Below are 12,288 nucleotides of genomic sequence, written 5' to 3' on the forward strand. Positions count from 1 at the left end.
TCAAAATAATGGACACCGCGCTCGATCAGACCATGTTACCGTTCAGGCGGTCAATCGCTCGGGGGAGGGAGATGTCCGCTTTTTGGCCCCCTCTTCCGTGCTGTCGTGCAAGTAGGGGGATATCTGCTCATGACTCACAGCGTGACTATCGGTGACACCTTAATCACTGACAGTTCCCAGGCCTATGTCATCGCCGAAATCGGGCACAATCACGGCGGTGATTTAGAGAAGGCGGCCGAACTTGTCCGCATGGCCGCGGAATCCGGTGCACAGGCAGCGAAGCTGCAGAAGCGCGATAACAAGGCGCTGTTCACCAAGGCCATGTACAACGAGCCCTACACGAGCCGGAACAGCTTCGGTGCCACTTATGGCGAGCACCGTGAAGCCCTGGAGTTCGGCGTCCGTGAGTACCGTGAACTTGCCCAGCTCGCAGACGAGCTGGGAATCGATTTCTTCTCGACCGCCTTTGACTTCCCGAGTGTTGACTTCCTCGCCGAGCTGGGTGTTCCCGCCATCAAGATTGCTTCCGGCGATCTGACCAACACCCCCCTGCTCGCCTACGCGGCCAAGACCGGTATTCCGCTCATTGTGAGCACCGGTGGCGCGGACATGGAGGAAGTCCGCCGGGCCGTCGACACCATCGCTCCGATCAACGACCAGCTGGCGCTGCTGCAGTGCACCGCGGCCTACCCCGCCACCCCGGAGGTGCTGAACCTCTCGGTGATCAGCACCTACCGGGAGGAGTTCCCGGACGTGGTGGTGGGACTGTCGGGCCACGACGTCGAGACCGAATCGAGCGTGATCGCCTATACGTTGGGCGCCCGCGTCGTCGAGAAGCACGTCACCTTGGACCGCACCCTGCCGGGCAGCGACCACCACTTCTCCCTGGAGGGGAGCCACCTGCGGGAGCTGGTGGACAGCCTGGAGCGGACCCGTCTTTCCCTGGGGAGCCCCGAGAAGCGTCAGCTTCCGGTCGAAGCCCCCGCCCTGCGCAAGATGGCCAAGAAACTCGTCGCCGCACGCGACCTGAGTGCCGGTCATCTCCTCACCGTCGAGGACATCGCCATCAAGTCTCCCGGCGACGGCCTGCGTCCCTATCTGATCGACCAGGTCATCGGCCGTCCGCTGTCGGTGGCGCTGGCAGCCGACGACGCCATCCAGCTCACCGACCTCGGCTGAGCGTCCCGTGAGCACGCACATCGACCTCACCGGTCAGGTCGCGGTGGTGACCGGCGTCCTCGGCCGCTTGGGTGGGATATGGACGGACGCCCTGCTCGGCGCGGGCGCCGCCGTGGTGGGCATCGACCGCACCACAGTGGTTCCCCAGGAGTTCCAGGAGCTGCTCGACCGTCGTCCGGCCGGCCGCTTCCATCTCCTCGAAGCGGATGTCACGGACACCGAGAGCCTCCGCACGGCACTGAAAACGTGCCTGGCCGAGGTGGGTTCCCCGACGATCCTCGTCAACAACGCGGGGATCGACCAACCGCCGAGCGCCACGGGCGGCAGCTGGCTCTTCGACGACATTCCCGCCGAGGTCTCCGAGGCCGTCCTGAGCGTCAACGCCCTCGGGGTGCTCCGGGTCTGCCAGGTGTTCGGCTCGGAGATGGCCCGTAACGGAACCGGCTCCGTCATCAATATCGGTTCCCTGTACGGCAGCATGGCGCCGGACCCGCGGCTGTACGAACACCTGCCGCAGGACCCGCCCTTCCTCAAGCCGCCGGCCTACGGCATGTCCAAGGCGGGCGCGGCCGCGCTCACCCGGTATCTCGCGGCCCTGTGGGGCCCCAGGCGGGTACGGGTCAACACGCTGTCGCCGGGCGGAGTGCTGGGCGGCCAGGACCCGCTGTTCCGGGGCAAGTTCAGCGACCGGGTGCCCCTGCGCCGGATGGCCGAGGCCTCGGATCTGACCGGCCCTCTTCTCTTTCTCGCCTCGGACATGAGCAGCTATGTGACCGGCACGGAGCTGCTGGTGGACGGCGGCTACGTCTGCTGGTGAGGCCCGGCCCGCCGCCCGTACTTCAGGAGAAGTCATGAACACCTCTCTCGCCTGGCTGCCGGCCGACGAGTTCACCCGCATTCTCGAGGGCATCGGCGATGTGCACGAGCGCAGTCGCGCCTTCGCCGACGCCTCCCGCATCAACACCCTCTACAGCATCATGCGAGCCGGGTCCGGCCACCTCGGGTCCAGTTTCAGCGCGGCCGACACGGTGTCCTGGCTGCTGCTGCAGGAGATGCGGTCGCCCTTCGAACCCGGTGGAGACATCTACTTCTCCTCCAAGGGCCACGACGCCCCCGGCCTCTACGCCTCCCTGATCGGCCTCGGCGCCCTGCCCGAGGAGAAGCTGCACCAGCTGCGCAGGCTGGGCGGGCTGCCGGGGCACCCCGATGTGAGCATCCCGCACATGCACGCCAACACCGGTTCCCTCGGCATGGGGATCTCCCGGGCCAAGGGCATGATCCTCGGCGACCGGCTGGCCGGTGCCAGGCGCCGCGTCTACGTCCTGACCGGCGACGGAGAGCTGCAGGAAGGCCAGAACTGGGAGGCACTGGCGGGTGCGGTCCGCCATGCCATGGACGAACTGACCGTCATCGTCGACCACAACAAGATCCAGTCCGACACCTGGGTCGCCGAAGTGAGCGATCTGGGCGACCTGGAGGCGAAGTTCAGGTCCTTCGGCTGGGGCGTGCTGCGCTGCGACGGCAACTCGGCGCAGGAGCTGGACACCGTGTTCCGGCTGCGGGAGAAGGAGTACGCCGGGGTTCCCGCCGTCATCATCGCCGATACGGTCAAGGGCGCCGGAGCCGCCACCTTCGAGGCCACGTCGATGCCCGAGGGCGAGTGGCGCTACCGCTTCCACAGCGGCGCCCCGGCCCGCGAGGACTACCTCAGGGCACACGGGGAGCTGGTCGCGTCGCTGGACGCGCTGCTCGGCCGGCACGGACTGGCCCCCCTCGCGTTCTCCCGGGCCGACCTCACCCTGCCCGTCAAGCCCTCGGGCCCGCAGCTTCCGCAGGTCTACGGCCGTGCCCTCGTGAACCGGGCCCTGGCCGACGAACGGATCGTCGCCCTGGACGCGGACCTGGTGCTCGACACGGGTCTGATCCCGTTCTCGGAGGCCCTGCCGGAGCGCTTCGTCGAGTGCGGTATCGCGGAACAGGACATGGTCTCGATGGCCGGCGGTCTGGCCTCGCGCGGACTGCTGCCCTTCGTGCACTCCTTCTCCTGCTTCCTGCACGCCAGGCCGAACGAACAGATCTACACCAACGCGTCGGAGCACCGGAAGATCGTCTACGTGGGCTCCCTCGCCGGCCTGATTCCGGCCGCGCCCGGCCACTCCCACCAGGCGGTGCGGGACATCAGCGCACTGGGCGCGATTCCCGGGCTGGTCGTCCTGGAGCCCGCCAACTCGGCCGAGACGGAAGCGGCCGTCGACTACTGTGCCGACGCCGGGTCGAGCACCTATCTGCGGCTCGTCAGCACTCCGGTCTCCGAGGAGGCCGAGGCGCTCGGCGCCGGGCCGCTGACGCTCGGACACGGCCGCGTCGTGCGGGCCGGCGGCAGGACGGTGGCCATCGGCTCCGGGCCCATCGTCCTGACCCAGCTGCTCCGCGCCGCCGAGCTGCTGACCGCGGAGGGCATCGAGCTCACCGTGGTCGCCCTGCCCTGGCTGAACCGCGTCGACTCCGCCTGGCTCGCCGACCTGGCCGCCGGGGCCGACCAGCTCTTCGTCGTCGAGAACCACTACACGCACGGCGGACAGGCGGATCTGATCGCCCGTTCGCTCCTCGAACTCGGCGGAGAGCGCTTGCCCGCCTTCACCGGAATCGGTCTGACCGAGGTGCCCCGGTGCGGCACCGAGGCAGAGGCCCTCGACGCCCACGGACTGAGCGCGAAGCGGCTCGCGGAGCGCATCCAGGAGCGCGTCCGCAGCGGCGCGCACCGCTGACCGACAGACCAGAGAGCCGCCCACCACCAGAAGAGGACACAACCATGGAAACCGTCTACAACGAGCTGAAGCGGCCCCCGCAGGAGATCATCGACGGCTTCCGGGAGCTGCTCGCCGAGTACAGCCCCAGCTGCGTCGTCACCGATGCCCAGCGCCGTGTCGGGGCCATCGGTGGCTTCCAGGTGATCCGCAACGATCAGAAGATCGCGGGTCCCGCCTTCACCATCAACCTCTCGATCGACGACTGGGTCAACACCCTGCCGATCCTGTCCCGGGCCAAGCCCGGTGACGTCATCATCATGGCCTGTCACGGGCTGGCCACCACCGCCATGTGGGGCGGCCTCACCGCGACGGTCTCCCACAAGTTCGGTGTGGCCGGGGCCATCATCGACGGCGCCGCCCGCGACGTCGACGAGATCCGCGACATCGGCTTCCCCCTCTGGTACCGCACCACCTCCCCGCGGCAGTCCCCCGGCGCCGTTCACGACCGCATCGAGCCGGTTCAGGTGAACGTCCCCGTGTCCGTCGGCGGCCAGGTCATCTTCCCCGGCGACATCATCGTGGCCGACGAGAACGGCGTGGCCACGGTGGCATCGGAGAAGGCCAAGGAGGTCCTGGAGAGCGCCCGCGGGGTGGCGGCACGTGAGAACGAGATCCGCGACCGCATCAGTTCCGGGGCGACCGCCGCCGACCTCCGGGCCGAGTTCGGCAACCTCTGAGGAGAAGCCATGCGCCTCTACATCACCGGTGCCGACGGCAGCCTCGGCAAGGCCCTGACACAGGAACTGAGCACCGACCCCCGTACCGCCGGCTGGACCGTCCAGGGCGTCTCCGTCACCGACTTCGACATCGGTGACGAAGCAGCGGTCCTGGCGTCCGTCGAGAGCTTCCGGCCGGACATCGTCCTGCACCTGGCAGCCATCTCCATCGTGGCCCCCTGCGAGACCGACCCCGGGCTCGCCCTGCGCGTCAACGTCTCCGGAGTCCACCAGGTGGCAGAGGCCTGCCGCCGGGTCGGCAGCAAGATGGTCTACATCTCCAGTGACTACGTCTTCGACGGCGCCGGCGCGCCCGAGGACGGCTACCGGGAGACCGACGTCCCCAACCCCCTGAGCGTGTACGCGCTCACCAAGCTCGCGGGCGAGCAGATAGCCGCCCATGTGCCGGAGCACCTGGTGGTCCGTACGTCCTGGCTGTTCGGCGGCGCGGCCGAGAACAACGACGACGTCCTGGCCACCATCCGGGCGGCCGAGCGCGGAGAGCAGCAGAAGCTGATCGACGACCAGTACAGCAGGCCGACCTACACCGTCGACCTGGCCCGCGCCCTCATCCACCTGATCACGCTGGATGAGTTCCCCACCGGCACGGTGCACGCGGCCAACGAGGGGTGGGCGACCCGGTACGAGCTCGGGGCGTATGCGCTGAGCCAGTACGACCCCAAGCTCAACGCGGACCACCCGCCGACCGCGATCTCCTTCGACGAGTGCGAATTCGTCGGCGGCAGGCCCAGGTTCTCGGCCTTCAACACCGACCGGCTCGCGGGCCTCGGCTTCGCGATGCCCGACTGGCGGGACGCCGTGAACCGGCACTGCGCCGTGCTGCCCCGCCCGGCCACCCAGGAAAGGACCATCTGATGAGTCAGCGGATACCCGGGCGCTCACGCGCCATGACCCGGTGGCGCAACTGGGCGGGCTCCGCCGAGTGCGTACCGCACCGTCTGGTCCACGCGACCGACGAGGGCGACATCGTCGATGCCGTGCGGTACGCGGCGCAGCGCGGTCTGACGCTGCGGGCGGCCGGGACGGGGCACTCCTTCAACCCCATAGCCACGACCACCGGGGTGCTGCTGGACCTGACCGGCTACACCGGCGTCGTCGCCCTCGACCCGGCGGCGCCTTCCGTGACCGTGCGCGGCGGCACGCTGCTCCGGGAGCTCAACTGGGCCCTGGACAAGGCAGGTCTGGCCCTGTCCAACATGGGCACGCTGGAGGAGCAGACCATCGCGGGTGCCATTTCCACGGGCAACCACGGCAGCGGTCTGCACCACCGTCCCTTCTCCGGGCAGGTCCTGGCGCTGACCCTCGTGACCGCCGACGGCACCGTACGCGAGTGCGGCCCCGAGAAGGACCCGGAGCTGTTCCGGGCCGCGGTGACGTCCCTCGGCGCGCTGGGAGTGATCTCCACGGTCACGCTGCGGTGCGTCCCCAAGTTCAACCTCAGGGTGACGGAGGGCAGCCAGCCGCTGGAGAGCATCCTTGAGGACATCGAGGCGTACGCCGGAAGCGCGGAGCACGCCACCTTCTCGCTCAAGGGCTGGAGCGACAACGCCTCGACCCTGAAGCTGGAGCCCAGCGACGAGCCGGTCTCCGCGGACGCCGCGCAGCGCCGGAGGGCCAACACCCTCGGCGAGGTGCGCTGTGCCACGGCCGGCCTGGTGGGCCGGATCGACCAGCGTGCCGTGCAGCGGATCATGACGGCGCAGCTCGGCGGCGATGCGGGCCCCGCGGACTACGTCGACGTCAGCTACAACGCCTTCACCTTCCCGCAGCCGGTCAAGTTCCTCTCCCTCGAATACGCCCTGCCGCTGACCAGGGCCACCGACGCGGTGCGCTACGTCCACGAGGACGTCAAGGGTTTCGGGCTGCGCACCCCGTACTCGATCACGGTGCGCTTCGGCGCCGGTGACGACTACCTGCTCAGCCCGGCCCAGGGGCGTACGACGGCCTATGTGAACATCACCGTTCCGCGCACCGTCGGCTACACCGAACTCCTCCGCGTCTTCGAAGCGGCGCTGCGGGAGCACGAGGGGCGGCCGCACTGGGGCAAGGCGCACACGGCGACGGAGGAGACGGTCGCCGGTCTCTACCCGGGCTGGAAGGCGTTCCAGGACATCAGGGCCGAGCTCGACCCCGACGGCATGTTCACCAGCGACTACCTCCGGCGTGTCCTCGGCGGCACGCGTCACGCGCGCTGATGCTCACGGAGATGCCCGCGGACACGCTCCTGTTCGACTTCGACGGACTCATCTGCGATACGGAGCGGGCCGCACACCGGTCGTGGGAAATTCTCTACGACCGGCACGGCCTGGTCTTTCCCGACGAGGTCTGGAACGCGATGGCCGGTCGCGCGAGCGGGGAGGCGTACGCCGCGCAGGACCTGGCCGGGCGGCTCGGCCGGGCCCTGTCCGCGGCGGAACTGGCGGAGCGCCGCGCGGAGAAGGCCCGGCTCGCAGCCGCCGAACCCCTGCGGCCCGGCGTGGCGCGTCTGCTCGAAAGCGCCGCGCGGCGGGACATCCGGTGCGCGGTCGTCTCCAGCTCGGACCGGCACTGGGTGCTCGGCCATCTGGAGAGGCTGACGGTGCGCGCACGGTTCACCGAGGTGGTCACGGGCGAGCAGGTCGAGGCCCGCAAGCCCGCCGCGGACCTGTATCTGCGCGCCCTCGGCCTGCTGGGGGCGGGGCCGGAGACGAGTCTTGCTGTGGAGGACTCCGCGGTCGGGGTGGCGGCGGCCAAGGCCGCGGGGCTGAGGTGCGTGGCGGTACCGGGGGCGCGGGGCACGCGCCCCGCGGTCGCGGCGGCCGACCTGGTTCTCGACAGTCTGGAACAGCTCGATGTTCCCCGTAACACAGCAAAGGTGGCATCCGCATGACGACGGAACAAGAGCTCGGCGCGGCACCCATGTCGATCATGGATTCACTGGTGCGCAACGACCGCGGCGGCCCCAAGTGGCTGTGGCGCAGCGGCAGTCTGGTTCCCTGGGCGGACGCGCGCATCCACGTCAACGCCGTGGGGCACGCGTCGGTCGCCTCGGTCTTCGAGGGCATCAAGGCGTACGTGTCCCACGACGGGAACCGGCTGCTCGCCTTCCGGCTCGACGAGCACCTCAGGCGTCTGTACGAGTCCGCGCGCCTGGTCAGGATCGAGATCCCGTACGGGGTCGAGACCCTGCGCGACGCCGTGATCGAGGTGCTGCGCGCGAACGAGTACCGCGAGGACGTCTATCTCAGGCCGTGGGCCTTCCCCGCGGGCATCGTCCAGGAGCAGATGGTGCCGGCGGGTGTGAGCTGCGAACTCGTCGTGGACAGCTGGACGTTCCAGAGCGGCCTGGGCACCGAGCGCGGCTGCCGCGCGGCGGTGAGCTCCTGGACGCGCATCAACGAGGCCTCCATGCCCCCGCGCGTGAAGGCGTTCTCGAACTACCACAACGGCCGTCTCGCCATGATCGAGGCGCGGGAGAACGGCCATGACTGGCCCATCCTCCTGAACGAGCGCGGGAAGGTCAGCGAGGGTCCCGGGGCCTGCATCGCCATCGTCCGCGACGGTGTGGTCTCGACGCCGTCCACCACCAGCGGGATCCTCGAAAGCCTGACCCGCGAGACCTCGATCACCCTGCTGCGGGAGCTCGGTCACACCGTCGTCGAGCGGGACGTCGACCGTACGGAGCTGTATCTGGCGGACGAGGTCTTCTTCATGGGCACGGGGTGGGAGATCCTCCCGGTGACCTGGGTGGACGGCCTCAAGGTGGGGGAGGGGGAGGCCGGTCCCGTGACCCGTGCGCTGGATGCGGCGTACCACTCCGTGGTGCGGGGCCGTTCTGTGGAGCATGCAGACTGGTTGACCGAGATCCCCTTCTGATCGTCCAGGGGCCGGTGCCGCTCCGCGGCATCCGGCCCGGCTGTCGGTCCCGGCGGACCGCTGGGATGATGCTCGCCACCGCCGACCGGCAGCCACACACGTGCGTAGGAGAGAGCTTTGCCCACTACTGATCCTGAGACGTCAGCATCTTGGGCCGAGGAAGCGCCCGAGGACGCGGCTCGCAGGCCGTCGCCTTCGAGACTGTCGGTCGCCGATGTGCTCACCCTGGGCAACGCGGTCTGTGGCTTCTCCTCGATCTACTTCATCACCACCTCCGTCCTGGTTCCCTACCTCACGGAGGGCCGGGGTGACGGCACGGTGCGCCACGGCGCCGCCACCGCGGTCATGCTCATCCTGATGGCGTCGCTCTTCGACCTGTGCGACGGGCTGGTCGCCCGCAGGTTCCGCAGTTCGGGTATGGGCGCTGAGCTCGACAATCTCTCGGACCTGATCAGCTTCGGTCTCTCGCCCGCCTACTTCGTGGTGGTCTGGGGCCTGGTCAATGACGGCTCGCATCTCGGGCTGGTCGTCGCGGCCGCCGTCGCCGTGCTCCTGGGCGGTCTTCTGCGGCTCGCGCGCTTCTCCATCACGACGATGCAGGACGGCATGTTCCAGGGCATGCCGATCCCCTTCGCCGCGCTCACGGTGGTCTCGATCGTCCTGCTCGAACTGCCCTTCGCGGTCACCCTGGCCGCCGTGGTCGGTGTCGCCTGGCTCATGGTCAGCCGGGTCGAGTACCCCAAGCCCACGGGCAAGCTGGCGATCGCCGCGGTGGGCTGGGCAGCGGTCAACATCGGCTGCCTGGTCGCCTGGGCCGCCAACGTTCCGGGGGCCGAGACCCTCCTGGTCACCGGCTGCGTGCTCCAGCTCACCCTTGCGGCGGTGCTGCCGCTGTTCGCCACGGTGCGCCGCATCAACTCGGCGCGGCAGGCGTTCGGCCGGGGCAAGGCGGCCTGACAGCGGCCGGCGGGCCATGCCGGCGGAGCAGCGGGGATCTTGGACCCGCGGCTCAGCGGCCGCCCGCCTCGCCCACCGGCGGTATGGCGATCAGCGGTTTGTAGTGGCCCTTGGGGTGGGGTTCGCCGACGGGGTGGTCGTCGGCCTCCACCCAGGCGTGGGCGGCGAAGGGGTGGGTGCGGACGCCGGTGCACCAGGTGGGCCAGGCGCCGCGGGCGCGGCACAGCAGCGCGGTGGCGATGGAGCGTTGCAGACAGCCCTGGCCGGCGCAGCGCAGGCTGACGGAGACGACGGCCTCGCGGGCCGCGAGGGCCTGGTCGGCGGTGGCCGGCCGGGCGCCGCGGCGGGTGAACTCCAGGACCTTCCGCAGCCGGGCGGGTCTGGCCTTGGCCAGCAGCCGGGCGACGCCGACGGCCAGGAGGGGCACGAGGCGGCGGTGCGGCGGCAGTCTGCGCCGCTCGGACAGGGCGACGGGCAGACTCACGCGATCACCAGCCGCGCGGCGCGGAGCTGCTCGATCACCGCGGTCACATCGAGCTCGGCCCGGTGGGGATCGATCCCGTGCCGGTCCGCGACATCGGCGGCGATCCGCGGGGCCTCGTCGCCGTCGAGGAGCCGGCGCAGGACCTGGCCGCCGGTGGAGTTGAGCTGCCAGTAGCGGCCGGTGCGTTCGTTGAGCAGCACGGTGCCGTCGTCGGTGTCGGTGGCAACCACGTCAGGGTGAAGACGTACGGACATCGTCGAACCTCCAAGCAGGGGTGGGGCGGGTGGCGGCGCGCAGCCAGAGTTCGCAGCCGATCAGGGGCTCCAGCGCGATGCCCATGGCGTTGTCCGCCTGCGGGGACAGCAGCCCGGTGCGCAGTTTCCCGGGGTCGATCAGGCCGTGCGCGGCCAGGGCGGAATCGGTGAACAGGTCGAGGATCGCGGGCAGGTTGCGGCGCAGCCCCGTACTGGCCTCTTCGCTGAACTCGCCCTTGGTGGAGCGGCCCAGCACGCTCTCGGGGACGATGCCGCGCATCGCGTCGGCCAGCAGCGGCTTGTAGCGCCACGGCCCGGCGTGTTCGTGCACCCGGACGCCCAGGACCGCTTCGACGACCCGGTCGTCGAAGAACGGGGAGTCCAGCTGCACACCGGCCTCGGCGAACGGGCGGGCCAGCAGGCGGTACCAGGGGGCGCTGGTGCGCAGCGCGACCAGCGACTGGTGCTGCCCCAGGTCGGGGGAGAGCGGCCGGGCCTGTGCGGCGGTCTGCAGGAGGGCCTCGCGGGCCGCGTCGGTTGCCGTGGCGGTGGCCCAGGACGGTGCGCGCAGCGGCCACAGGCCCCAGCCGAGGCTGGGCCGGCGCTTGCGCAGGGGCGGGTCGGTGAGGTGCTCGGCCTGGGCCTGCCACCATGCCGCCTCGTCCCCGGGGCGCACCAGCGAGGCCAGGGTGTGCAGCACGGGCCAGCGTTTGAGGGCGGCGTATCCGCGCACGTGCCGTAGCGCGGTCATCGGACGGCGCCGGAGCAAGGGGTGCAGATAGCCGGGGAAGGGGGTGAACAGCTCGTCCCCGCCGTGGCCGGCCAGATGCCGGCGCGCGCCACGGCCGGCGAGGAGCCGGGCGGTGTGCCGGGTGCGCGCGGCGGTGCGGACGAACGGGTAGGGCTCCTCCGTGTCCATCAGCGTGTCCGGGTCGGCGAACAGCGGGGGGAGTTCGGCGGGCGGGACGATCAGGTGCTCGGCGCGGTCGAGGGCGCGGATGGACCGGGAGGCGAAGGCGGCGTCGTCGTTGCCCGCCTCGGCCTCGCCCCATCGGAACGTCAGCAGCTCCGGGGTGTTCCGGGCGGCGAGGAAGCAGAGGGACGTCGAGTCCATGCCCCCGGACAGGTCGGTACTCAAGCGGCCCTCGGCGGGCGCCCGGTCGTCCAGCGCGGAGGTGAGCGCCTCCCGCACGGCGTCCGCACCTGCCGCCAGCGGCTGTTCGGGCGCGGGCGGGTGCCACCAGCGCAGCGCGCGGGCGCGTTCGCGGTCCCACACCAGGCAGTGGTCCGGGGCCAGGGCGGCGATACCGGACCACAGGGGCTGATCGGCCAGCGGGGAGGGGACGAGACCTCCGCAGGCGACCCGTACGGCCAGTGCGCGGGCGTCGACCCCGGCACCGGTCATCGCGGCGAGCACATCGGCCCGGTCCGCGGCGATGTCCACCTCGCCGATCCGGGTGTGGAACACCCGGCGCAGTCCGGTCAGGCTGCCCTGGACGCGGACCTGTCCGCCGACCGAGGCCACCACATGGCAGGAGCCCGGCAGGGCCGCGGCCAGCGCGTCCACGTCGGACACCGTCCGTATCCGCGCGGTGAGTTCGGACAACCGGGTGGCGGTGACCGGGCAGACCCCGGCCACCACCACCTGCACCGGGCCCGCTGTGGCCACCCGCAATTCCCCGGGTGACCACCGGCCCACCAGCCACGGCCGCCCTGACGCATGGGAGAGCACCCGCGGGGCCGCCCAGGGCGACATCGCGCGAGCCTCGTCTGCGGCCGCCGTGTCCGGCAGGACCACGAATCCGGTACCGGTCATCTACGCATACTCCTGAGAGTGATCAGGGAGGGGACGGTTCAGCCGCCGTAGTGGCCGAAGATGTCCTTGCCCCAGCCGATGAAGCCCAGCGTGTCCTCGTTGAACTCGCCGACCTCGACCAGCATCGGGGCGGCGTAGGGCTCCACGGTCGACAGCTCGTTCTGCTCTTCCATCACAGCCTCCTTGAGTGAAACAG

At 70.4% G+C, this 12,288-nt stretch carries 13 protein-coding genes; 9 read left to right on the forward strand and 4 right to left on the reverse strand.

The features are described from left to right. Positions 1-129: 129 nt before the first annotated feature. The 9 genes from NUT86_RS23050 (at position 130) to pssA (ending at position 9,538) form a co-directional block, all read left to right on the forward strand. Positions 130-1,179: an N-acetylneuraminate synthase family protein gene (locus NUT86_RS23050; RefSeq protein WP_274737412.1), complete on the forward strand. Its 1,050-nt coding sequence runs from the start codon at positions 130-132 to the stop codon at positions 1,177-1,179. Between the two features lie 7 nt (positions 1,180-1,186). Then, on the forward strand, positions 1,187-1,996 hold the full coding sequence (locus NUT86_RS23055; protein ID WP_109891479.1) for an SDR family oxidoreductase: 810 nt from the start codon (positions 1,187-1,189) through the stop codon (positions 1,994-1,996). A 34-nt stretch (positions 1,997-2,030) separates the two neighbouring features. Continuing rightward, positions 2,031-3,947 carry a transketolase C-terminal domain-containing protein gene (locus NUT86_RS23060; protein ID WP_274737414.1) on the forward strand — a complete coding sequence of 639 codons (1,917 nt, stop codon included), beginning with the start codon at positions 2,031-2,033 and terminating at the stop codon, positions 3,945-3,947. A 44-nt stretch (positions 3,948-3,991) separates the two neighbouring features. Next, positions 3,992-4,666, forward strand: a complete 675-nt coding sequence (locus tag NUT86_RS23065; protein WP_159487020.1) for an RraA family protein — start codon at positions 3,992-3,994, stop codon at positions 4,664-4,666. Positions 4,667-4,675: 9 nt separating this feature from the next. Next, complete coding sequence (locus tag NUT86_RS23070; protein ID WP_274737416.1) at positions 4,676-5,581, forward strand: SDR family oxidoreductase; 906 nt, start codon at positions 4,676-4,678, stop codon at positions 5,579-5,581. Next, positions 5,581-6,921 carry a D-arabinono-1,4-lactone oxidase gene (locus NUT86_RS23075; protein ID WP_229838072.1) on the forward strand — a complete coding sequence of 447 codons (1,341 nt, stop codon included), beginning with the start codon at positions 5,581-5,583 and terminating at the stop codon, positions 6,919-6,921. Before NUT86_RS23070 ends, NUT86_RS23075 begins: the two co-directional genes overlap by 1 nt. 11 nt (positions 6,922-6,932) lie before the next feature. Then, entirely contained in the window at positions 6,933-7,595 is a 663-nt protein-coding gene (locus tag NUT86_RS23080) for an HAD family hydrolase (protein WP_266440514.1), read from the forward strand. Continuing rightward, positions 7,592-8,581: a branched-chain amino acid transaminase gene (locus NUT86_RS23085; RefSeq protein WP_274737417.1), complete on the forward strand. Its 990-nt coding sequence runs from the start codon at positions 7,592-7,594 to the stop codon at positions 8,579-8,581. The genes NUT86_RS23080 and NUT86_RS23085 overlap by 4 nt, the downstream gene beginning before the upstream one ends. A 117-nt stretch (positions 8,582-8,698) precedes the next feature. After that, positions 8,699-9,538, forward strand: coding sequence for a CDP-diacylglycerol--serine O-phosphatidyltransferase (pssA, locus tag NUT86_RS23090; RefSeq protein WP_026169706.1), 840 nt, complete (start codon positions 8,699-8,701; stop codon positions 9,536-9,538). Positions 9,539-9,590: 52 nt separating this feature from the next. Here pssA and NUT86_RS23095 read toward each other — a convergent pair whose 3' ends face one another. From NUT86_RS23095 to NUT86_RS23110, 4 genes are read right to left on the reverse strand one after another with little or no spacing between them, the layout of a single operon-like run. After that, positions 9,591-10,022: a lasso peptide biosynthesis B2 protein gene (locus NUT86_RS23095; RefSeq protein WP_159487012.1), complete on the reverse strand. Its 432-nt coding sequence runs from the start codon at positions 10,020-10,022 to the stop codon at positions 9,591-9,593. Next, entirely contained in the window at positions 10,019-10,276 is a 258-nt protein-coding gene (locus NUT86_RS23100) for a lasso peptide biosynthesis PqqD family chaperone (RefSeq protein WP_109891491.1), read from the reverse strand. The genes NUT86_RS23095 and NUT86_RS23100 overlap by 4 nt, the downstream gene beginning before the upstream one ends. Next, complete coding sequence (locus NUT86_RS23105) at positions 10,254-12,092, reverse strand: lasso peptide isopeptide bond-forming cyclase (protein WP_274737420.1); 1,839 nt, start codon at positions 12,090-12,092, stop codon at positions 10,254-10,256. The genes NUT86_RS23100 and NUT86_RS23105 overlap by 23 nt, the downstream gene beginning before the upstream one ends. Positions 12,093-12,130: 38 nt before the next feature. Further along, entirely contained in the window at positions 12,131-12,265 is a 135-nt protein-coding gene (locus tag NUT86_RS23110; RefSeq protein WP_018090024.1) for a lasso RiPP family leader peptide-containing protein, read from the reverse strand. Between the last annotated feature and the right edge of the window lie 23 nt (positions 12,266-12,288).

The sequence above is a fragment of the Streptomyces sp. G7(2002) genome (genome assembly GCF_028870195.1).
Taxonomy (GTDB): Bacteria; Actinomycetota; Actinomycetes; order Streptomycetales; family Streptomycetaceae; genus Streptomyces; species Streptomyces nigrescens.